The following is a 20,750-nucleotide window of genomic DNA, read 5'->3' as shown; positions in this document are numbered from 1 at the left end:
TTTCTGCCGAACCTGCTGTGCCGCCTGTGCTTCGCCCCAGGATAGACCTCGCCCTAGACGCAACGCAACGGTGCGTCTAGCCTAGAACCATGACGCACACCAGCACCCTTACCGACCCCCGTGTCGAGGCCGCCCTGCGCCGGATGTTCGCGGAGGCGGCGCAGGACGACGCGACCGTGGCCCGCATCATGGCCGGGCGGCACGGCGACCGCGGATGGCCGACACCGCAGGAGCACGCCGACGCCGTGGCCGAGGTCTACATGCCGATCTCCGCAGCGGGTGGCCAACTGCTCTACAACCTGGTCAGGGCGATCCGGCCGGCCACCGTCGTCGAGTTCGGCATGTCCTTCGGGATCTCCACGCTGTACTTGGCGGCCGCAGTCCGGGACAACGGCACCGGGCGCGTCGTCACCACGGAACTGAGCGAGGCCAAGATCGCGGCAGCTCGCCTCACCTTCTCCGGGACCGGCCTGGAGGACGTGGTGACCGTGCTGGAGGGCGACGCCCGCGACACCCTCGGCCGGCTCGGCGTCCCCGCCGACTTCGTCCTGCTCGACGGCTGGAAGGACCTCTGTCTTCCCGTACTGGGGCTACTGGAACCGCACTTGAAGCCCGGCACCCTCGTCGTGGCCGATGACGTCGACCTGCCCGCCCTGGGCCCGTACCTGGAGTACGTGCGCACGCCGGCGAACGGCTACCAGAGCGTGACCTTCCCCGTCGAGGACGGCATGGAGATCAGCTGCCGCCTCTGAACGGCGGTTGAGCGGACAACCACCGGGCCGATAGCCGCCGGCGGTACCCCGCTGTCATCATCACGTCCCACGGGACGGATCATGGTCCCGGCCAACGGAATCCGCCGAACCGGGCCCCGTACAGGCCGAACCCGGCCCCTGCACAGGCCGACCCGGGCCCCGTACAGGCCGACCCGCTCACCGGGTGATCGCGGCGCTCACCCGTTCCGCCGCGATCCCGCGGTGGGCCGATCCCGAGAGGAGGAGACCGAGGATGTGTGCCGCCTGCGGAATCTCCACCCACATATCCGAGCGGGAAGCGACCGCGCCCGACGCGGAGCTCGCCGTACCGTCGCTTGCAGCACCATCGGTCGCGGCACCACCACCCCCGGCGAACACGTCCCGCCGGTTCGCCGCCCTGCGCAACCGTGACTGCCGGCCCTACCTCCTCGGCTCGATGCTGGCGATGATGGCCGACAACATCGAACACGTCATCACGTACTGGGTGCTCTGGCAGACGTTCCACTCACCGGCGCTGACCGGCTTTCAGGTGATCAGCCACTGGGTGCCGTTCCTGCTGCTCTCGATGTGGTTCGGCTCGCTGGCCGACCGCTACGACTGCCGCCGCGTCATCCAGGTGGCCCAGGTGGTCTTCATGGGCGTCTCCGCCGCCTGGGGAATCCTGTTCCTCACCGGCACGCTGCACATGTGGGAGGCGTGCGTGCTGCTCGTCCTGCACGGCCTGGCCGGATCACTGTGGGGTCCGGGCGAGCAGTTGATGCTCCACGACTTCGTCGGCCCGTCGGAACTGCCCAGTGCGGTGCGCCTGAACGCGACGTTCCGCAGCCTGGGTGTGCTGTTCGGGCCGGTGATCGGGTCGGCGTTGCTGCTGGGGCTCGGCCCGACCGCCGGCATCTTCGCCAACATCGCCTTCTACCTGCCGCTCACGCTCTTCCTCTTCCGCACCAAGTTCACCGGCCACACCCGGGACCGGCACAGCCGCCCCCGGGTCGGAGCCCTCGAATCACTGCGTGTACTCCGGGAAGTCGGATCCAACCCCACCCTGGTCAGCATGATCATCCTGGCCGGCCTGGGCTCGTTCTTCGTCGGCTCGTCCATACAGTCCTCAATGCCGATCTTCGCCCACGACCTGGGGGCCGGCGGCGCGGGCACCGCCTACGGTGTCCTGCTCTTCGCCAACGGCGCCGGCGGCGTCATCGGCGGCATCGTGCTGGAAGCCACCGGCTGGGTCAGGCCCCGTGTGGCCGCCGCCGTCCTCAGCACCGTCCTCTACAGCGTGACCAGCATCCTCTTCGCGCTCACCACCAGCTACCCCCTCGCCCTGGCGCTCCTGTTGGTCGGCGGCGTCGCCAACCTCGCCTCGATGTCGATCGGCCAGACCGTCGTTCAACTGCTCGCACCGGCCGCCGACCGCGGCCGGGTCCTCGGCGTCTACGGCATGTCCGCGAACGGCCTGCGCGCCGGCAGCGGCTTCACCGTCGGCCTCCTGGGCGCCGTCATCGGCGTCCGCACGTCACTGGCGTACAGCGCCACCGCACTGTGCCTCGGCACAGCCGCCGCCGGACTCCACGCACTGCGCGCACCGCGCACATCGGGTGGACGCGCTACCGCGCACGAGGACCACAGCGAGACCGCGCCACGTCCGTGACGTCTCTCGGTGTTTCATCCTTGATTCCACCGTTTTCGCCGCCAGACTGAGGCCATCGGACAGCCGAGCGCGACGACGACCAAGAGGTGCCCATGGCCCTGTTCACCTGGATTCGGGCCGCGTGGCGAAGGGGGTGGCTGCCCGGCGCGGTGGTTCTCCTGCTCCTGCTCATCGTCGCGGTGCTCCAGCTGGACAGTGCTCTCGGGAGGATCGAGGCGCCCGGCTATCCGGCGGCCACCTTGGGCTCGCAATTCCGGATCGACACCCTGTCCGGAGACGTACGCAACGACCGGCGGACGGCCTGGTGCGTGTGGACCCAGGACATCCCGAACGCGGAGGACGCCGCCACCGCCCGCGCAGCGAACGGCGATCCGGGTCCGTTCGACCGGGTGAGCGAGTGCGTGAAGGCCTTCGAGAACGCCTCGGCGCACGACCACATCAAGGCGGGTCCCTTCGGTGCCAAGGCCCGGCTGCTGATGCGGACGTATGTCGTCCTGGACCTTTGCCTGGTTGCTCTGTACACGTTCTTGTTCGTCCGGGTCATGTCGTATCTGCGGCGGATCCCGCCCTCTGTCGCCGATGCGAACGTCTCGACGGCCACCGCACTGGAAAGGGCCACCGCCCGTCCATGGCTGTGGGTGCTGGTGGCGCTACTGGTGGGATCGGAACTCGTCGAGGACGCCTGTCAGTTCGCGCTGTCCCTCAAGTCGTTGACCCCATACCGTATCGATCTCCTCAACGACATCGCGGGCTTCGCGGCGATCGTCAAGTGGGCGGCCGTCTTCCTGGCGGTGCTGCTCCTGGCGATGTTGACCGTCCACAGCAGGGTCTGCCGGGGCTGGTATCGCTGGAAGGACGTGGTCCCGGTCCGCCTCCAGTTGGCCGTCACGGCCGTCCTGCTGATCCTGTTGACCGGGGCGGGCACCGACCAGGTGCAGGACGCCCTGCTCGGCCTGCTGGATCACTGTGGCACCGCGGTGTGGACTCCGGTGGCCGTACTCGTCTTCTCGCTGCTGCTCTGGCGCAGCGTGCACCGCACTGTCCTGACCGATGACGAGGGCCGGCCGCCCGTGCGCCAGCTGACCATCCTGGTCCTTGCCTTCGCCCTGGCCTGTCTGGGCTTGCTCCTGGGGGCGAGTTGGCACAGGCTGTGGGCCCCGGCAGCCCTGCTCGGGTTGGTCTTCGTCCTGTCTCTGCTGGCGGGTGCGAGGCTGCGGCGGCCCAGCGGCGGTGAGCCCGGGCTCACCGCCGCGAGAGCGGACGCGGACGACCGGGCCGGGATCCCCGAAGGCGAACGGCGGGACGCACTGCGGCGAACGGCCCGCCGCGTTGCTGCACTACCGTTCGTCGTTCTCGGGGTGTTCGCCGTTCGGGCGGCCGTGGCCACCGCGGTGGTCGGCCCGCGCCGCTCTGCCGCGATCGCGCTGATCGTGGTCGGCGCGGGGAGCGTCGTGCTCGGCATCGCGATGCCGAGCATCCTGAACGGGTTCGAGGGCGGAAACCAAGGCTGGGCCCAACCGCCTGACGCGGGCAACGGCCGGTCAGGACTGTACTTCCTGCTCGCTGGAGGGTGCGCGGTCTTCGCGGTGGTGTGCCTCTCCACGCTGACCTGGGGACGGAGCGGGTTCCTGCCCTCCCATGTCGGACCCCTCGCGGTCGTGACACTCTTCCTGAGTCTCGCGCTGGTCGTGCTGAACGAAATGCAGCGCTGGGCGGAGCTGAACACGCCGGTGGCCGGGTTCCGGGCCCTCGGCCTGTCCCGCACTCCGGCCTTCACCCTCCTCCTCGCCTGGTTCGTGCTCGCCGCAGTCCTCGACACGACGGGCAACCACGATGTGCGGGTGAGAGAAAGCAGGGCCCCGCTGGCCCCCTCGCGGGAATTGGCCGGACAGTTCGAGAAGTGGCTGGCCGCCAACTGCGCGAACGCCCCGCAGGCAGGCCGTCTGCCGCTGGTGGTCGTTGCCGCGTCCGGCGGCGGCATCCGCGCCGCGTACTGGACGAGCGGGGTTCTGGACAAGCTGTTCCCGCCGACGCCGGTCGAGCCGCCCAAGGGCTCCGGGTGCGCCCGGACGGACGGCCGCGCGCCGGTGTTCGCGGTCAGCGGCATCTCCGGCGGAAGCCTCGGCGCGGTCTCCTGGCTGTCCCGCCCCCGGAAGGCCGACCCCCACAGTCACGAGCGGGTCTTCGGCACCGACCACCTCTCCGGGGCGCTGGCCTGGATGACGTTCGTGGACCTGCCGCGCTCGTTCATCGGATTCCCCGGCAAGGACCGGGCTGCCGTGATGGAGGAGTCCTGGGAGCGCAGCCAGGGGGAGCTGGCAGGCTCCTTCTACGCCACCTGGCAGCAGCCGGGGACCGCCTGGACCCCGCTCGCCCTCCTCAACGGCACGGCCGTCGAGAGCGGTTGCCGGGTCCTCACGGCCCCCGTCCAGCTGGGGGCCTTCGACCGGCCGATCGGTCCGACCTCCTGCACCCGGCGCCCTGAGGAAACCAGCTCCAGCGACCTGAGTCCCGGCGAGCGGAACGATGGCGGGCCCACCCTCATCGATGTCCGAGGTGGATTCCTCTGCGCCCCGCAGGAGATCAACCGCTCCACCGCGGCGATGCTGTCGGCACGCTTTCCGTACATCACTCCTTCCGGCCGGCTCACCGCCGGAAAATGTGGGACGGATGCCTCGATGTCGGTGGTCGACGGCGGCTACGTGGAGGGCACCGGCAGCCTGACGGCCATCGACCTCCATCAGGAGCTCAAGGAGCTGGTGGACTGCGGCAACGCGATGGTGTACCACCAGAGGAAGCCCGCTGCCTGCCCGTTGAGCGCACCGCCGGCCCACAAGGTCAGGCTGGTGTTCGTACAGATCGACAACGGCTACAACAGCGTGGCCGCAACGGCGGCGCCCGGACGCCCCCATGAGTTGTCGGTCCCTGTCCAGAGCCTGCGGCAGGCCGCCGCCACCAAGGACGCGAACGCCCGCCAGCGTGTCTACGAGGCCTTCGGCTGCCGCAACTACCTGCGGTTCGCGAATGTCCGGGGCCCCGGAGCTCAGGCTCCGCTCGGATGGGTGATGTCCTTGACCGCCCGTGCGGACCTCGACCGGCAGCTGAAGACCGTGGCGGATTCCGGAGGGGGTGCGCACACGCTGGCGGGACGCCTCCGGGCAGCGGATGCCCGTTGCCCGGAGGGTGATTGAGAGGCGGCTTCGACGATGTCGCAGGGTCGCAGTGCCGGGCCGCGCGGTGGGAGCCGGTCAGGCGGGGACCAAGGCGGACCAGCGGATCCGGGTGGCGCACAGGGAGACCAGTGCCGCCGAGACGGCGATGGCGCCCATGCCCCACGTCAGACTGCTGCCGCTCGCGATGAAGCCGATCACGGGCGGTCCGGCCAGCAGGCCGATCGTCCCCATCGCGGCGACCAGGGCCAACGCGTCCGGCCCCTGCCGGGCCGCGGCGACGTAGACGCACGGTGTGACGGCCGCGACGCCCAGGCCCACGCAGGCGAACCCCAGGAGCGCGGGGAGCACACCGCCGGCCAGCAGGGCGACCGCCAGGCCGGCGCCCGCAAGTGCGCTGCCGGCCACGACGATCCGTCCGTCGCCCCAGCGGGCGCGCCAGCCGTCGGCGAAGATCCGGGCGAGCACCATCATTCCGGAGACCACGGCGATCCCCAGCGGTGTCACCTTCGGTCCCGCCTCGGCGATGTCCTTCAGGTAGAGGGAGGACCAGTCGTTCATCGCACCTTCGGTCACGGTGCCGAACACCATGGCGAGGCCCATCCAGATGGTCACCCGGGTCGGCAGGACCAGCCGGCGCTTCGGCTGCTCCTCTTGCTCCGACGCGGAGTCCGCCGCCTGCTCCGCCGCCTTCTCCGGCGTGGCGTCCGGCTGCTGGTCCTGCGGCAGCAGCCCGGACTGCGTCAGGCCCACCGCGAGCAGCAACAGCAGGACGGCCGCCGTGAAGTGCACCGCCAAGGACGAGGTGAACAGGTTCACGCCGACGGCGAGCAGCGCCGCGGAGAGCGAGCCCGCGCTGAACGTGGCATGGAACCTGGCCATCACGGTCCGCCCGTACTGGACTTCGAGCGCGGCTCCCTGCGCGTTCATCGCGACGTTGAGGAAGCCCACCGCCACGCCGTCGAGGCAGATGACCAGCAGGGTGACCGGGTAGTTCGGCGTCACCGCCAGGACCAGCAGGATCAGGCCCAGGGCGAGGGCGGACAGCAGCGACACCAGCCGGGAGCCCAGCCGCTTCATCGCCGGCGGAACCAGCGGGAACGAGATCACCGCCCCCGCACCACCTGCCATCAGCAGCAGGCCGACCTGCGCCGCGCTCAGGTCGAGGTCCGTCTTCAGCGCGGGCAGCCGTGAGACCCAGGTGGCGTACTGGAACCCGAGAAAGAGGAACAGCGCCGCGATGGCCAACTGCGCTCTGCGGAAGGGGTCGTGCATGCGAATCATGAGTGAATCAGCCTACTTCGTCCGACGATGGTGATCCGCGCGGCGGATCCGCTGGGTACTTCTGTCCCGGTCCTGGGCGCGCTCTACAGCGCCTTGGACATGTAGACGGCCTCCGTGCCGTAGCTCTCGGGGAGGCCGACCTCCGCGTGGGCGGCGTAGCCGAGGCGACGCCAGAGGACATGGCTGCGCTGGACGGCCACCATGGAGATCCGGTCGAATCCCTGCGACCGCGCCTCCTGCTCGATCTGGCGCACGAAGTGCGGTGACAGGCCCCTGGCGCGGAGTGCCTCGGTGATCACGAAGTCGTGCGCGTGCAGATTCGCCGACTTGTGGTCGGATGCTTCTGCCGACGTGAGGTCCGGGCACTGGCCCGGCGGGTAGGGGAGGGCCAGCAGATAGCCCCCGAACTGCCCGTCGTGCTCGAGTACGAAGCAGGTGGTGGGTGATACGCGGCCCCTGGACCGCAGCACCTCCCGTCCTTCGGACAGACCGCTCTCGGCGTAGGCGCGCGCTTCCAGCGCCACGACCTCGTCCCAGTCGGTGTCTGCCAGCCGGCGGAGGCGGATGGTGTCGTCGGCCACTCGTCAGGCCCTTCCGATGGATGGACCGTTGGATGGAGCGATGGTTTGACCGATGGCCCTGCTCGCCGCCACCAGTGGACGCCACGCGTCGATCAACAGCGCGAAGTGCTCCATGTCGACCTGGGCCCGGTCGAGCAGGTCCTGCCGCAGCGGCATCAGATGATCGGCGAACTCGGCGTACCTGCCGCCGAGTTGACGGTAGCGGCGGTCGATGACATCCAGCCGCCGGATGTTCTCCGCACGGTCCTCGCTGGTGGATCGCCGCACGAAGCCGGCGATCGTGTCGGCCCGCACATGGTGCTGCGGGTCGAGCAGTGCCGGACCGGCTTCCTCGAGGTCGAAGTAGACGGGATGGAGGTAGAGCATCGACAGCAGGAACTTCACGAACCGCATCTGGTAGGCGGTGAATCCGCTGTCGGTCCGCCGCTCCGCGGTGTAGAAGTTGACGATGTGGCGGTTGTGCACGACTGCGGGCAGCGGGGCGTGGCGGACGACGTGCAGCAGGAAGTAGTCACTGCCGATGGTGTCGGTCGCGGGCGGCAGCGGGACGCGCTCGTACAGCTCGCGGTCGAAGCCGATGTTGCACATGTCCAACCGCCAGATGTCCGGGACGTCCAGCACCGACCGGTCGACGCTGAACGGCTCGGTGCCGGCGCCGATGAACGACTCCTGGACCAGGCCCTGAACCTCCTCCGCCGGCCACTCGGGTGGCGCCCACAGGCTGACCACGTCGTGGTAGATCCCGGGGTCGGCCTCCTTGATCTCGCTGACGTCGACCGACAGTTCACCCACGAACGAGCCACCGACCATCGATACCGGCTTTCGGCCGTGCACCGGGTCCAGAGTGTTCTCGGTGACGCCGTCGGCCGCGTCGGCTCCCGTTCTTCCGAGTGAGAGCAGCTCGTGGTGGACCGGGAAGACCGGCGTGCCGTCCAGGGTCTGGTAGCCGCTGTCCGAGTCCCGGCGGTGGATCGACTCGCAGCCGAGTGCGGCGGCGAGCAGGAAGGCCCGGTTGGTGCAGGCTCCGTAGGAGACGGCGTCCGGCAGCATCAGGTCGAGCAGCAGCTCGGGTTCGGCATGACCGGAGCGCTCGATCACCTCCCGCAGGAAGTCACGCTGCCGCCCCTCGTCGAGGTGGTGCACGATCACGTTCGGCACCGCGGGGAGCTCGTCGACGGCCTTTGCGTGATCGGCGAACGTCGAGACCTCGGAGGAGTCGAGGATCAGCAGGTGGACCTCGACGCCGAACTCCCCGGCGGCGTCGGCGGCCTCCTCGCCGACGTCCGCGATGGCCGGGGTGCAGGCCCGGTTGGTGGGAAGGGTCAGGCAGATCCTGCGCAGAGCGGTACGACGACTCACTGTGCGGACTCCGCTCCGTGCCGGGCGGTTCCGTGACCTGAGGTTCCGTGCCCTGAGGTTCCGCGATCTGACGTTGCGTGCCCGGAGGTTCCGTGCCAGGAGGTGAGGCCCAGCAGCTTCTCTCCGAGTTCGTTGAGTTCGGCGGCCTTGTACCGGAGCGACTCGTGCGTGACGGCGTCGCCGACCAGGGTTCCGTTCCAGTCCGGAGTGCTGAGGGTCTCCCAGGAGCTGATCCGGGAGCGGCGTATCTGCTCGCTCTCCTCCAGGGCGGGCATCATCGAGACGTACTGGACCGCCCGGACGCCGCGTTCTGAGGTGTTGCGGGCGACGCCGTGCGCCAGGGCGCCGTTCCAGATCAGCAGGTCGCCGACGGACAACTCCGGTCGGACCACGGGGTATTCGTCCCGGTCGACGGCGGGCCGGATCGGATCGCGGCCGGCCGGCTGGCCGAGCTTCCACTCGTCGAACCGGCGGAACAGCTCGGGGTTGCACTGGAAGCCGCCGTGGTCCGGCTGGGTGTCGGTGAGCGCGATGATGCCCTGGACCCGCTGCGGTATGACACCGAGCGTGCTGTCGATGTCCCAGTGGAGTTCGATGTCGAAGCCCTCTTCGGTGGGTTCGATGAGCGCGCGGTCGCGGTTCTTGATGTTGGGCGGGTTGAGGTTGAGACGGTCGAGGGTGACCCAGAGCTCCTCGCAGTCCCACACGTCGGCGAAGGCGTCGTAGACGCGCTGGGTCTGCCGGCTGTCCCAGATCAGCTGGTGGTGGTACGCCTCGACGAAGCCGTAGACGTGCAGATGGCGGTCCAGCTCGTCACGGTAGGGCCGCTGCTCGTACCAGCTGTCCGGACGGTGCGGGTCGAGGCCCTGGAAGTCCCAGGCGAAGTCCAGCAGGCGGCTGGCGGACTCGGCGGGGATCGCCTCCTTGACCACGACATACCCGTAGGTCCGCCAGAAGGCGAAGTCCGCTTCGGAGAGCACGCGCAGGGGCTGCTCCTTACGGAGGTCCCTGAGCGGGGTCGGCGCCAGGTACGTCTCACCGTCCGCACTGAAATACGGGCGGCGGGAGGCGGCTCGGTGAAGATGCTGATCGGGGGCGGGCATGTATGAACTCCAGAAACCGGGTGGGTCAGGTGGGTGTAGGGCACGCGCACTCCGCGCCGGTGACGGCGAACAGTGCGAGCGTGCCCGCGGGGGATCAGGCCGGCGGACTCGCCTCGTCGTCCGTCACCGCGGACTCGCCTCGTCATCCCTCGCCGCGGGTCTTTCGGGCTCACCGGACGTCCAACCGCACGGCAGCGGATCGAAGCCGTTGAACCCCTGGGTCATGTAACTGGTCGCGTAGGCGCCGCTGGAGAGGATCCACACCGGATCTCCGGAGGCGACCGCCCTCGGCACCTGGACACGACTGTGTTCCTGGGCGTAGGCGTCGTCGCTGTCACAGCTGGGGCCCGCGACGACGGCCGGAACGTACTCCCCGTCCGGGTGGGACGGAAAGACCAGCCGGTACTGCAGCTCGTCCATCTCGTAGAGGCCGTTGAACTTCCCGCAGCTCAGGTAGAGCCAGTACTCGCGGCCGCCGTCGAGCTGCCGGCGCGACGTCAGGCGCAGGACGTGCGCCTTGATCGCGCCCTGGTCGGCGACCAGGTAGCGGCCCGGCTCCATGACGAAGTCCAGCTCGGAGCCCGAGATCTCCCGCAGCCGCTGCATGCCCTCCCGGATCACCACGAACATCTTGTCCAGCGGCGGGTCGAGCGGGTTGCCCCGCCGGTCCAGATAGCCGAGGGCGGGCAGGCCGCCGCCGAGGTTGACGTGGTCCAGCACGATGCCGCTCTGCCGCAGGCTCACCAGCAGGTCGCCGAGGTGATCGAAGGCTTCCCGCCAGGCGCCGGACGTCATCTGCTGCGAGCCGACGTGCACCGACAGGCCGGCCGGCGTCAGGCCGGCCGCCCGCGCGGCTTCCAGGACGAGCACCGCATCGTCGGCTGAGCAACCGAACTTCCGGCTGAGCCCCCAGAGCGCACCCTCCCCGGTGGTGGCCAGCCGGCAGAACACCCGGGCGCCGGGAGCGTGGGCTGCGATTGCGGCAACGTCCTCCAGGCTGTCCGTGGCGAAGTCCCTGACACCCAGGCGGTACGCCTCCGCGATGTTCCGGTCGGACTTGACGGTGTTGCCGTAGTGGATCCGACCCGGCGGCAGGCCGGTCCTGACCGCCTGGGCGATCTCGTTGGGGCTCGCGGCATCGAAGCCGGCACCCTGGGCCACCAGATGGGCCAACACCTCGTCGACGGGGCACGCCTTCATGGCGAACCGGATGTCGACACCCGGCAGTTCCTCGGTCAGGGACCTGTACCGCTCGCCGATCCCGGCGAGGTCGAAGATGATCCGGTCCTCGGACGCGGTGGCGAGGGCGGCACGCAGAGCTGCGCTGATCGGGGCCGGTCCCGTGCTGCTCATCGCTGCACCCGGCCGATGCCCGTGGCTCCGGTGCTCGTGGCTCCGGCCGTCCGGGCCGGTGGTCCAGCCCCTCGGATTCCGCTCGCCGCCAGGACGCGACATGCTCTCGTTCCCTGCGGAGGCAGACACCTGCGCAAGGTCCCGGACCGCCGCCTGGACGGCTTTCTTGGGGCAAGTGCGCGCGATGCCCTGCGGGAGGGGTGGAGGTGGTATCGGTCGGACTCGGTCATGCGGTCCTTCCAGGCTCGGATCTTCGGTGGCGGGGCGGATCGAGGGCACAGCGAATCCAGGATTGGCTGCCGACAGGCAGCTCGCTGCGGGCGTGTTGGTTTCACTACCTTCATGGGCCCGCGGAGCTCATGGCGGTCGGAGGGCGGCGGACCGCACCCCTCGCGAGGATGAACACGCGCACGGACCCTGGGCACAACATTGGACTAGACCAGCTTGGGGAGTCAACCCTTTCCAGTCGACAACTCGCCTCCACGGACGCCAATCCGCATTTAACTCGCGGGCGCTGGCCGAGACTTGACGCTGCGTTATGTCTGCTGGTCAGTCGGTTAGCACGATGGGTGTCATCCAGGCGTTACCGCCCCACCCGATCCTGCTGCGGATCGGTCGCCGCTTCGGGCGGGGTCGGCCGTGGACGGGCCGATCGGGACCGGTTCTCGCCGCACGGCTGAGCTCCTCCGACGCCGGCGGCGCGGCCGGCCAGGCAAGTCCGGAGATATTTCACCATGTCGCTTTGGTGCACCCCGCGAACCCCTAATGTCCTCAATGGAGCGGGAAGTGGAAAATTCCGCGAGGGGGCTGAGTGGACACGACCTTACTGATCACGCTGGGCGCCGGTGGCGGATCGCTGCGCGGCCTGGTCGACGCGTACAGCCAGACGATCGCCTGGCAGACCGCGCGCCGCGAGCAGCGCAAGGCCTCTTCCGAACTCAGCCCCGATCCGGTCCTCGACCCGACGCCCGAGGTCGTGCCACGCCCCCTGCCCCGTTTCGCCGAGTACTTCGACCCGGTGCCCGATGCGGTCGCGATCGCCTGTCACATGGTGCTGGGCGCCGCCTGCGCCGCGATGTTCGGGCTGACGGGGCAGATCACCGGCGCCTACGCGGCGGTCGCGGTCGGGCTCTCCGCCCCCGCCCTGCTGACGCAGTTGGGCCAGGTGCAGAGCGTCAACGACGCGGTCGCCGGGCCGCAGCGGACGGCCCTTGAGCCGGATCGTCCACAGCTGGCCGGTGTCCCGGACGAGGGACCGCGGCAGGAGCGCACTCCTTGACGGCCGAGGGAAGCAGGGGAAGTACCGGCAAGCGCACGGCCGCCGCCGTGTTGGGCCGGAACCACCGGGGCGCCGCCACGGCAGGGCCCCGGCCGCACGGCGGCTACAGCGTCGTCCGTCGTTGCGTCGCCGCGATCCTGGGGATGTCGCTGCCCCTTGCGGAACCCGCACGGCAGCTTCCTGCGCCAGCCGCGGTCCGGGGCCGGGGCCGGGGCCGGGTCCGGGTCGGGCCGGAGGCCACGGGCCGCGACATCTTGCCCACCGTGGTCCTGGCCCCGGGTCCCGCGCACAGGCGTCCCGGTCGTCGGTCCGTCGTCGTGATGCTGGCAAGTGTCGCCACCGCGGCCTGCGTCGCGGTCGGCTTGTCCCTGTCGCCCATCGGCGACTCCGCCCCCCGGGACCCCGAGGACTCCTACCGGCTTCACCAGCAGCTGCCGGCATCGATCCAGGCCAGAGGCTTCATCGTGGTCGGAGTGGATCCCGCACAGCCTCCGTTCGCCTTCACCTCGCAGGGCAGGCTCGTCGGCTTCGACACCGATCTCGCCCAGCTCCTCGGCGCGCAGCTCAGAGTGTCGTTCCGGTTCCTGCGGGCCCCTTCTGCCCAGCTGATCTCCGGGGTCACCGAGGGGCGATACGACGTCGTCATGACGAAGGGCGCCACTGAAGAGCGTCGCAAGTCCGTCACCTTCGTCAATTACCTCAGCTTCGGGTCGTCGATCAGTGTGCCCAAGGACAACCCCCGGAACGTCAGGTCACTCTCTACAGCGTGCGGCAATATTGCCGTCATCGGCGGCAGCACCGGCGCGGAACTCCTCCGGAACAACCGCCCGTCCTGCGCCACGCTCATGCAGTTCGCCGACGCCTCGGCGGCCCTGGCGGCTGTGCACGAAGGCAGGGCGGACGCCGCGATCACCGACTTCCCGTCGGCCGCCCACGCCGCCAAGGGCCCCGGCAGCACGACCGAGATCGCCGGCGAGCAGCTCGCCGTCGGCCCTGCCGGCATGGCGGTCCGACTGAGAGATACCGAGCTCAGCAACACTCTGCTGGACGCCCTTGTCGTCGTCTACAACAACGGGAGCTACTCCAGATTGCTCGAGAAATGGGGCTTGGAGGACGCTTTCCTGACCCCCACGCTGTAAGCCGTGCCGGCTGAATCCAGGAGACCCACGGGACGGCTCTGTCCGCCGACCTGTCGACCCGTCGGCCAGTCCTTCGTCAGGTGGAGCGGCTGCCGGGGATCTTCCACCACAGGAGCCAGGCGCCGGTGCCGTAGAGCAGCAGGTTGATCACCATCTCGCTCGGGACCTCGCTCAAGCCGGTTTCTGTCTCGCCGTGGAACAGCGCCGGCACGACAACTTGCTTGACGGCGAAGTAAAGGGCCAGATCGAACAGGACGAAGACCAGCCAGGCCACTGCCGGGTGCCACCGGGGCCGGGGCACCGCGTTGATGAGTGAGAACGCGCCGGTGATCGCCAGAACCGTGGGCAGGAACTCCGACGGCACCGTGTCGAGATAGTTCCACGGCAGTACGGAGCCGATGGCCCACAACAGCGCCATGCAGCCGATGAAACGCAGCACCACCGCCCCGAAGGGGCTGACCGCCGAGCCTGCCCGGGCCCCGGTCGGTGCTCCGGCGGCGGCCGTCGGCTGGAAGTGGAGGCCAGGGCCGGCGGGCCGCAAGGACTGGGCCGGCGGCCGGCCGCCGACCGACGGTGCGTGGGACGGCTGCGGAGGGAGCCACGCCCCGGCGGGCGCAGGCGCCGCCGAAGACACGACCGCGGTCGGTGTCGGTGTCGGGATCGGAGCAAGCACGGCTGCTCCCGTTCGTGCCACCTCGTCGAGCGCGGAAAGCGCCTGCTCGGCCGTGGGACGGCGGGCCGGGTCCTTCGTCATCAGCGCGGCAAGCAGCGGCTGCAGCGCGCCCGCTCGCACCGGCGGGCGCGGTTCCTTGGTGACGACGGCTATGACGAGCGCACTGAAGGTGTCCCCGTGGAATGCCGGTGCGCCCTCGACGGCGCTGTAGAGCGTTGCGCCCAGCGACCACAGGTCACCTGCGGGGGCCGGCGGCTTGCCTTCCAGCTGCTCGGGGGACATGTAGGCCGGGGTGCCGATGACCGCGCCGGTGCGGGTGAGGGCTGTGGTCGCGTCGGCCATGTGCGCGATGCCGAAGTCGGTGATGATCACCCTGTCGCCCATCAACAGAACGTTGTCCGGCTTGAGGTCACGATGGATGATGCCCGCCGCGTGGGCCAGTTGGAGCGCCTTCAGCATCGCCGCGCCGATCTCGGCGACCCGCTGAACCGGCAGCGCGCCGTCCTGGGCGATCAGCGCCGCCAGCGACGTACCGGTGACGAGTTCCATGACGATGACGGGCGCGCCCTCGTGCTCGACCACGTCGTGCACGGTGATGATCCCGGGGTGGTTGAGCCTCGCCGCGGCGCGCGCCTCGCGCGCCACGCGCTGGAGGAAGTGGTCGCGCTCCCCACTGCTGAGGCCCTGCGGGAGCAGCACCTCCTTCACTGCCACGTCCCGCTCGAGAGCCTTGTCCCGCCCCCGCCACACCCGGCCCATACCGCCCTGACCGATCAGCTCGACAAGCTGGTACCGGCCCCCGATCAGCGCCCCGCTCACTGCTTCCACGGGAAGCCACCCTAGCGGGATCCCCCACCGGGCAAAGGTGCTTTCGATCACCGCTGACGATGCCCCGGGCCCGGTGCTCGATACGCCCGCAGCAGTTGCGACGCACGGCTGAATCTCTGGTCCGCCAACTCCCCGGTGTTCTGGGAGTACGTGGACGAGGGTGAGAAGCGGGACGATGCCGCGACCGAGGGGATCGGCCTGTAAGCGGCCGGAGAAGCCCGGGCGGGATATCCCGCTCGCCTTGCTGTTGGCCGTCTGAGCATGCGGTACGACACAGGCGACCGCAGCCCAGGGGGCTGGGTGCGGTCGCCTTTCGACGGTACGGCCCTCAGCCCAGGACCCGCCAGGGCTCCCTGCCGTCCTTGTCGGGACCAGATCGTGCCACCGCTGCACGGTCGAACTGCTCGTACGCCTCCTGCAGATACTCGGCCGACAGATGGGATCCACCTGCCAGAGACTCGAAGCTCTGACCGTGGGCGAGCGCCTTCTCGACCGCTTCGTGCAGGTTGATCTGGGCACGCCGGTTGGCCTCGGCCAGGTTCGCGATCAGGTCCACCCAGCGGCCGTCGCGCAGGCTGGCGGCCGCATGGTCGGTGATCATGCCAGCGGCCATGGCCAGGTCGGCATCCAGCAACTTCAGGTCCTCGGGAAGGGGCTTCTTCTTGCCGGAAGTCTTGGTGAGCCACCGCTCTTGGCGACCGGTCATCTCGGCTGTGTGGTCGAGTTGGCTGCGGCGTAGGTGCACCTCGGCCAAGCCGTCCGGGAGCGAAAGGACACGTCGGTCGTGCCGAAATGGTGGCTCCAGCCTGCCGCTGCCAGCCGTGTGCCCACATCGAGCGCGGCCAGCGTGCTGTTGCCGTAGTAGAGGTAGGCGTCGGGCCCCTCGGTGTAGGCGGCGGCGAGCGCGGTGGTGAACCCGGCGACGATCTCGGTCGGGGTGCTGTCCTGGTAGGTGACCAACCAGCGCGGCATCGCGAAGGGATCGGAGAACGCCGTGATCTTCCACAGGGCGTCATCATCGCCTTCGGGCAGGTAACTCAGGCGGACGGTTTGGTCCGGGGCGTTGACATACACGTTGCCCAGATCATCGTGATTCAGCTTCCAACCCAGGTCGAGCAGGGGCCGCAAGGCGGGACCACCAGTGAACGTCGATCCGGCGAGGTAGCGGGGGGTGACGTGGTACTCGCGCCACCGCTCAGAGTCCTGCTGATCGGACATGACATCTCCGTAAAGGACGTGGTCAGTGGCGGCGTGACGGTGCGGGCAGGGGCAGACTCGCGGCGGCGGCCGATGCTGCGAGTTCGGCCACACGGGGCCCTGGGGCGTTCGGGGTGCGAGCTAGGTGTGCAACTGCCGGAGCTTGGTTACACCGGGGCCTGAGTCTTCTGCTTGAGGCGTTCGTAGGGTGTCTGGCCGCCGAGGGCGCCGTGGGGGCGGTGGTAGTTGTAGTAGTCCTCCCGCTCTCGCAGCTTGTCGTTGAAGACGCCTGTGTCGTCGATGACGACGCCGTCGAGCATTCGGTAGAACTCCTCGGCGTCGATGCGGTGGGAGCGTTCGACCTTGCCGTTGAGGTGGGGTGATGCGGGTTTGATGTAGCTGTGGGCGATGCCTTTATCGAGGGCGTTCCAGTGGAAGGCGGACTGGAACTCTGCGCCGTTGTCGGTCTGGATGACCTCGACGCGGAACGGCAGGCGCTCGAGGACGTAGTCGAGGAACTGGACGGCGGTCTTCTGGTCGCACCGTGGGTAGATACGCAGGACCCGCAGCCGGGTGCAGTCATCGATGGCGGTGAACTGGTAGAACTTCGCCCGGCGCCGCCGTTTCGGAAGAGTCCCGGTTACCGGCGCTGTGGCCGGGGCCTGCTCAGGGAGGCCGAGCGGTTCGATGAACTTCACGTCGATCTGGACTCGGTTGCCGGGTAGCTGCTTCGCGTATCGGGTGTAGCGCTTGTCGTGCCGTTTGTAGCGTTGGGAGGCCGGCAGCCGGCTCATCCCGAGCTTCTTGAGGATGCGGTAGACGGCTGAGCAGGCGATATCGACGTCGTGGTAGCGCTTGAGGTACATCTTGATCTTCATCGGACCGAAGTGGTAATGCTGCCGCAAGTAGACGATCTTGTTGACGACGTCGGCCTCGGTGGCGTGAGGGCAGTGGTGCGGTTTGCTGGAGCGGTCGCGCAGGCCGTTGAGACCTTCGTCCTGGTAGCGGCGCTGCCACTTGTAGAAGCAGGAGCGGCTGATGCCGTAGTAGCGGCAGGTCAGCGCAACGTTTCCTGTGACTTCTTCGGCGTGTCGCAGGACCGCCAGGCGGTGCTGAGCTTGGCGGTCCTGCTGCTGTTGCGGTGAAGGGGGCATGGCAGATCTCCGTCAAGGTCGGAGACCCATGTGTAACCAACGTCCGGCAGTTTTATAGCTAGGGCGGATGACCGGCGCGGGTCGGGTGCCTCTTCGACGGGTTGGACATCGACGCACGGCAGGTGCCGTTCGGGGATCTCACCCCTGGTGCGTTCGACCGGGTCTGCGCTGGTGAGGGCCACTACGGCTGCCCGCACCAGGTGCAGGGGGGGGTGGCGCTGGTGAAGCTGGCATGCCAGCTCTCAGGGTTTGCCTGGTCGAGGCCGCCGTACATCGCCCACTGGGCAGGTTCGGCTCCTTCGAGCTCGGCGTATGCGTCGAGGTGGTTCTTGCGCAGGACGAAGGCCGCGTGTTCGTCCGGGAGGTCTGGTACAGGTGCCGGGCGGCGTCTGTGGTCTCCCATCCACGGACGGCCAGCACGCGGGCGGGGCTGTTCGGGGACTGGTAGTGAGTGCCGCCGGACAGGAAGTCCCGATGACGACTGGGCAGTCCCTTGGCGAGGGCGGTAGCGAAGGCGGCAGTGATCTCGGCTGGGGTATTGCGGCTGAAGGTTGCTGACCAGAGCGGCATGCCGAACGGCTCGCGGTACTTCACGGCCTTCCACTCGCGATAACTGCCCTCCGGCAGGCGGGCGATCTGGGCGTGCTGGCGTGGGCTGGTGAACATTCGGCCGCTGTCGGTGGCTGCTGTGGCCCAACGGTGCGCGGACAAGGTCTCGTAGATCTGTGCGGTGTCCCCGCGACCGGCGAGGTAGACGGGGCAGACCCGCAGAACGGCGTCGGGCGCGAGATCGCCCAGAGCGGACGCGGCCGTGGCACCCAACTCGCCGAGAAGGGTGCTCGGGTCCAGACCATCATGAAGGTCCTCGGCCACAAGAGCCCCGGCATGTCGATGACCTACACGCACATCTCCGACCCCACCGTCCTGGCCGACTACCAGGCCGTGCTCCAGCCCGGCGCCACCATCGCCGGCCCCCTCGCCGACACCCTGCGTTCCGGGCAACTCGACCAGGACGCGCTGGACTGGCTCAAGACCAACTTTTACAAGACTGAACTCGAGCTTGGACGCTGCCTTCGCTTGCCCCAGGAGGGCCCTTGCGAGTGCGACCTCTACCTCAGCTGCGCGAAGTTCGTCACCACACCCCAGTATGCGACACGCCTGCGTGAACGCCTCTGCGTCGAGCGGCAACTGATCACGGACGCAACGGACCGCGGATGGGAGCGGGAGATTGATCGCCACCAGCGCGTCGCCGACCGCATCACCAGCCTCCTCGACGACCTCGGCGAACCACACGACTGACCAGTGCGACTGAGAAAAACACTGGTCGAGCGGCTTCGCCCAGGACAGGATGCGGCTATGCGTTACCCCAACGAGGACCCCGAGCTGCTCGCTCTTGTCCACCGCTACGTCAGGCCAAACCGGCGCTACCTCAAACTCGGCGGCCCTCTCACGCGCATGACCGAGCCTGAACGCACCAAGTTCACACGGGAGCTCGGCGAAGCCGCCGGCGATATCACGCCCCGCGAGCTGACCATCCTGCTTGAAGGCACGTGGCGCGAACGCAAAACCGCCGCCTGGCTCATCGCCGTCGCCCGCAGAACTGAGTTCCGCGAACGCCTCGGCGAAATGCTGCTCGCCAGCGAGGTCTGCTTCGCAGGCTCGGCCTACTGCGTCACCTTCGCCACGTTCGCGACTCCCGCCGACGCGGATCTGCTGGCTGCCTACCTCGATCGCTACCTGCGACGCCCCGACCTCTACTACGACCAGCCGACCGCCATGGGCGCGCTCCTCCACCTCGACGCCAAGCTCCGTGCCGACCAAGCAGCCCGGTTCCTGACCGCGGACGGCCTCTGGCATCAGTGGATCGACGGACCGCCCCGCAAGGAGCACCACGGCACGCCAGATAGCTATCGCGAGAACATCAGCCAGCTCTGCGTCTTCGCCGATGAGAGCGCCGAGCACCGCCTGGAAAGGAACCGATGACGTCGTCCTCAGAGGGATGACACCTGATCGAGGGAACCCACCGCCCCACAACTCAAGGTTGTGCCGTCGATGACACCGCTGGCGAGGTCGGCCAGGAGCTGGCGGAACTGGGGGCGAATGACGATCCAGTCGATCGTGCCGTCCTCCCGCACGACCTTGCGCTTCTTGAAGGCCGAGGTGTCGTTCTCCTTGTAGACCTTCGCGAATTTCCCCCAACGCAGATGGCCGCGTGTGTCGGCGGCGTCCTCGCTCTGGCGGTCGACGCCCGCCTCCAGGCCGAACCGGTCCGAGGAGATGCGAAGGTACGCGCCGGGGCGCTTGGGCACGTACGCGGACAACTGGTCGTACAGGTTGAGGGTGACGCTACCCTTGCAGGCCTGCGAGGGAATCTCGAAGTCGTCCCAGGGGAACAATGTGGATATAGCGGTTCGGCTCCGGGTGCTCGTGTCGTTCCGACACCGGGCACTTTCCGTCGAACACAGGGGCTTGGCCGCGCCGTGATCCAGGGTTGAGGTTCACGGCTGCGTTGTATGGATACTGGCTGGCATGCGCATCGACCTTGATCCTGCAGTCGTGGACCGGACCGCCTTCTACAAGCTCCTGACCTCGGTGGTTGTGCCTCGGCCGATCGCTTGGGTGTCGACCGTCAGCCCGGACGGCCTGACCGACAATCTCGCGCCGCACAGCTTCTTCACCGTGGCCTGTGTCAGTCCGCCGATCGTGCAGTTCACGTCGGTCGGGCGGAAGGACTCGTTGCGCAATATCGAGGGGACGGGGGAGTTCGTTGTGAACTTTGCGCCGGAGCATCTCTTCGAGCAGATCAATGCGACGGCGACGGACTTTCCGGCCGGGGTGAGTGAGTTCGATGCGGTGGGGATCGCTCGGGAGCCGAGTCTGCGGGTGAAGCCGCCGCGGGTGGCGGCGTCGCCGGTGGCGTTGGAGTGCGAGATGCACAGCATGCTGCGGATGGGGGACTCGACGGTGGTGTTCGGGCGGGTCGTGCATGCGGCGGTGTCCGAGGCGGTGCTGGTCGACGGTCATCCTGAGGTGCGGAAGCTGCAGCCGTTGTCGCGGTTGGGGAAGGACGAGTGGGGTGCGCTCGGGGAGATCCTGGAGATCTCCCGGATCCGGTTCGAGGACTGGCCAGGTGCCTGCGGCTGAGCGTGCGTCACATGGATCGCCCGTAGCCCGGTTGGGCTGACGCGGTTGCCTCCCATGGGTGACTGCTGTCGCAGATCCCACAGATG

19 protein-coding genes and 1 pseudogene are annotated in these 20,750 nt (G+C 68.7%); 8 read left to right on the top strand and 12 right to left on the bottom strand.

Annotated features, from left to right (window positions below):
* The first annotated feature begins 89 nt into the window (after positions 1-89).
* The 3 genes from O3W51_RS16885 to O3W51_RS16875 all read left to right on the top strand — a co-directional run bounded on the left by O3W51_RS16885 (position 90) and on the right by O3W51_RS16875 (position 5,591).
* Positions 90-752, top strand: coding sequence for an O-methyltransferase (locus O3W51_RS16885; protein WP_138355489.1), 663 nt, complete (start codon positions 90-92; stop codon positions 750-752).
* Between the two features lie 253 nt (positions 753-1,005).
* Positions 1,006-2,400: an MFS transporter gene (locus O3W51_RS16880; RefSeq protein WP_269286443.1), complete on the top strand. Its 1,395-nt coding sequence runs from the start codon at positions 1,006-1,008 to the stop codon at positions 2,398-2,400.
* 92 nt (positions 2,401-2,492) lie between these two features.
* Positions 2,493-5,591 (top strand): hypothetical protein, encoded by a 3,099-nt coding sequence (locus O3W51_RS16875; protein WP_138355487.1) that lies wholly within the window; start codon positions 2,493-2,495, stop codon positions 5,589-5,591.
* A 57-nt stretch (positions 5,592-5,648) separates the two neighbouring features.
* Here O3W51_RS16875 and O3W51_RS16870 read toward each other — a convergent pair whose 3' ends face one another.
* From O3W51_RS16870 to O3W51_RS16850, 5 genes are all read right to left on the bottom strand, one after another.
* Complete coding sequence (locus tag O3W51_RS16870) at positions 5,649-6,854, bottom strand: MFS transporter (RefSeq protein WP_269286441.1); 1,206 nt, start codon at positions 6,852-6,854, stop codon at positions 5,649-5,651.
* A gap of 83 nt (positions 6,855-6,937) precedes the next feature.
* The gene (locus O3W51_RS16865) at positions 6,938-7,435 is read right to left on the bottom strand and encodes a GNAT family N-acetyltransferase (RefSeq protein WP_269286439.1); all 498 of its coding nucleotides are present in this window, start codon (positions 7,433-7,435) and stop codon (positions 6,938-6,940) included.
* A 3-nt stretch (positions 7,436-7,438) separates the two neighbouring features.
* Positions 7,439-8,776, bottom strand: a complete 1,338-nt coding sequence (locus O3W51_RS16860) for a DUF6271 family protein (protein ID WP_269286504.1) — start codon at positions 8,774-8,776, stop codon at positions 7,439-7,441.
* Between the two features lie 14 nt (positions 8,777-8,790).
* Entirely contained in the window at positions 8,791-9,897 is a 1,107-nt protein-coding gene (locus O3W51_RS16855; protein ID WP_269286437.1) for a phytanoyl-CoA dioxygenase family protein, read from the bottom strand.
* A 123-nt stretch (positions 9,898-10,020) separates the two neighbouring features.
* On the bottom strand, positions 10,021-11,250 hold the full coding sequence (locus O3W51_RS16850; RefSeq protein ID WP_269286434.1) for a type III PLP-dependent enzyme: 1,230 nt from the start codon (positions 11,248-11,250) through the stop codon (positions 10,021-10,023).
* 811 nt (positions 11,251-12,061) lie between these two features.
* On the opposite strand from O3W51_RS16850, the gene O3W51_RS16845 reads away from it, so the two are divergent.
* Positions 12,062-12,529, top strand: a complete 468-nt coding sequence (locus tag O3W51_RS16845) for a hypothetical protein (protein ID WP_138355482.1) — start codon at positions 12,062-12,064, stop codon at positions 12,527-12,529.
* 320 nt (positions 12,530-12,849) lie between these two features.
* Entirely contained in the window at positions 12,850-13,668 is an 819-nt protein-coding gene (locus O3W51_RS16840) for a substrate-binding periplasmic protein (protein ID WP_269286432.1), read from the top strand.
* Between the two features lie 76 nt (positions 13,669-13,744).
* Here O3W51_RS16840 and O3W51_RS16835 read toward each other — a convergent pair whose 3' ends face one another.
* The 6 genes and pseudogenes from O3W51_RS16835 to O3W51_RS48855 form a co-directional block, all read right to left on the bottom strand.
* A complete protein-coding gene (locus O3W51_RS16835; RefSeq protein WP_138355480.1) occupies positions 13,745-15,169 on the bottom strand; it encodes a serine/threonine-protein kinase in 1,425 nt (474 codons plus the stop codon).
* A gap of 328 nt (positions 15,170-15,497) precedes the next feature.
* On the bottom strand, positions 15,498-15,875 hold the full coding sequence (locus O3W51_RS16830; RefSeq protein ID WP_138355479.1) for a hypothetical protein: 378 nt from the start codon (positions 15,873-15,875) through the stop codon (positions 15,498-15,500).
* On the bottom strand, positions 15,872-16,387 hold the full coding sequence (locus O3W51_RS16825) for a DUF317 domain-containing protein (RefSeq protein WP_138355478.1): 516 nt from the start codon (positions 16,385-16,387) through the stop codon (positions 15,872-15,874). Before O3W51_RS16825 ends, O3W51_RS16830 begins: the two co-directional genes overlap by 4 nt.
* A 146-nt stretch (positions 16,388-16,533) precedes the next feature.
* Positions 16,534-17,520 (bottom strand): IS481 family transposase, encoded by a 987-nt coding sequence (locus tag O3W51_RS16820; RefSeq protein ID WP_198358053.1) that lies wholly within the window; start codon positions 17,518-17,520, stop codon positions 16,534-16,536.
* A gap of 181 nt (positions 17,521-17,701) precedes the next feature.
* Complete coding sequence (locus O3W51_RS16815) at positions 17,702-17,923, bottom strand: hypothetical protein (protein WP_269286428.1); 222 nt, start codon at positions 17,921-17,923, stop codon at positions 17,702-17,704.
* Positions 17,924-18,024: 101 nt separating this feature from the next.
* A pseudogene (locus O3W51_RS48855) lies at positions 18,025-18,186 on the bottom strand (DUF317 domain-containing protein); the annotation flags it as partial.
* Positions 18,187-18,219: 33 nt separating this feature from the next.
* Between O3W51_RS48855 and O3W51_RS16810 the strand changes: the two are divergent.
* The gene (locus tag O3W51_RS16810; RefSeq protein ID WP_269286426.1) at positions 18,220-18,819 is read left to right on the top strand and encodes a hypothetical protein; all 600 of its coding nucleotides are present in this window, start codon (positions 18,220-18,222) and stop codon (positions 18,817-18,819) included.
* Between the two features lie 57 nt (positions 18,820-18,876).
* Positions 18,877-19,503 carry a DUF6000 family protein gene (locus O3W51_RS16805; protein WP_138355474.1) on the top strand — a complete coding sequence of 209 codons (627 nt, stop codon included), beginning with the start codon at positions 18,877-18,879 and terminating at the stop codon, positions 19,501-19,503.
* A gap of 8 nt (positions 19,504-19,511) precedes the next feature.
* Here the strand turns inward: O3W51_RS16805 and O3W51_RS16800 are convergent, their stop codons facing one another.
* On the bottom strand, positions 19,512-19,916 hold the full coding sequence (locus tag O3W51_RS16800; RefSeq protein ID WP_138355473.1) for a hypothetical protein: 405 nt from the start codon (positions 19,914-19,916) through the stop codon (positions 19,512-19,514).
* 133 nt (positions 19,917-20,049) lie between these two features.
* Here O3W51_RS16800 and O3W51_RS16795 point away from each other — a divergent pair, with 133 nt between their 5' ends.
* On the top strand, positions 20,050-20,664 hold the full coding sequence (locus O3W51_RS16795) for a flavin reductase family protein (protein WP_198358051.1): 615 nt from the start codon (positions 20,050-20,052) through the stop codon (positions 20,662-20,664).
* Positions 20,665-20,750: the final 86 nt, after the last annotated feature.

It is taken from the genome of Streptomyces sp. H39-C1, assembly GCF_027158125.1.
In the GTDB taxonomy this organism is placed as follows: domain Bacteria; phylum Actinomycetota; class Actinomycetes; order Streptomycetales; family Streptomycetaceae; genus Actinacidiphila; species Actinacidiphila fildesensis.
This window is presented reverse-complemented; position numbering and strand designations above follow the sequence as displayed.

Bases quoted from the DNA above. Each gene is read 5' to 3' on its own strand.
- O3W51_RS16885 (WP_138355489.1), top strand. From the start codon at position 90: ATGACGCACACCAGCACCCTTACCGACCCCCGTGTCGAGGCCGCCCTG.
- O3W51_RS16880 (WP_269286443.1), top strand. From the start codon at position 1,006: ATGTGTGCCGCCTGCGGAATCTCCACCCACATATCCGAGCGGGAAGCG.
- O3W51_RS16875 (WP_138355487.1), top strand. From the start codon at position 2,493: ATGGCCCTGTTCACCTGGATTCGGGCCGCGTGGCGAAGGGGGTGGCTG.
- O3W51_RS16870 (WP_269286441.1), bottom strand. From the start codon at position 6,854: ATGATTCGCATGCACGACCCCTTCCGCAGAGCGCAGTTGGCCATCGCG.
- O3W51_RS16855 (WP_269286437.1), bottom strand. From the start codon at position 9,897: ATGCCCGCCCCCGATCAGCATCTTCACCGAGCCGCCTCCCGCCGCCCG.
- O3W51_RS16850 (WP_269286434.1), bottom strand. From the start codon at position 11,250: ATGAGCAGCACGGGACCGGCCCCGATCAGCGCAGCTCTGCGTGCCGCC.
- O3W51_RS16840 (WP_269286432.1), top strand. From the start codon at position 12,850: ATGCTGGCAAGTGTCGCCACCGCGGCCTGCGTCGCGGTCGGCTTGTCC.
- O3W51_RS16830 (WP_138355479.1), bottom strand. From the start codon at position 15,875: ATGACCGGTCGCCAAGAGCGGTGGCTCACCAAGACTTCCGGCAAGAAG.
- O3W51_RS16825 (WP_138355478.1), bottom strand. From the start codon at position 16,387: ATGTCCGATCAGCAGGACTCTGAGCGGTGGCGCGAGTACCACGTCACC.
- O3W51_RS16820 (WP_198358053.1), bottom strand. From the start codon at position 17,520: ATGCCCCCTTCACCGCAACAGCAGCAGGACCGCCAAGCTCAGCACCGC.
- O3W51_RS16815 (WP_269286428.1), bottom strand. From the start codon at position 17,923: ATGGGAGACCACAGACGCCGCCCGGCACCTGTACCAGACCTCCCGGAC.
- O3W51_RS16805 (WP_138355474.1), top strand. From the start codon at position 18,877: ATGCGTTACCCCAACGAGGACCCCGAGCTGCTCGCTCTTGTCCACCGC.
- O3W51_RS16795 (WP_198358051.1), top strand. From the start codon at position 20,050: ATGCGCATCGACCTTGATCCTGCAGTCGTGGACCGGACCGCCTTCTAC.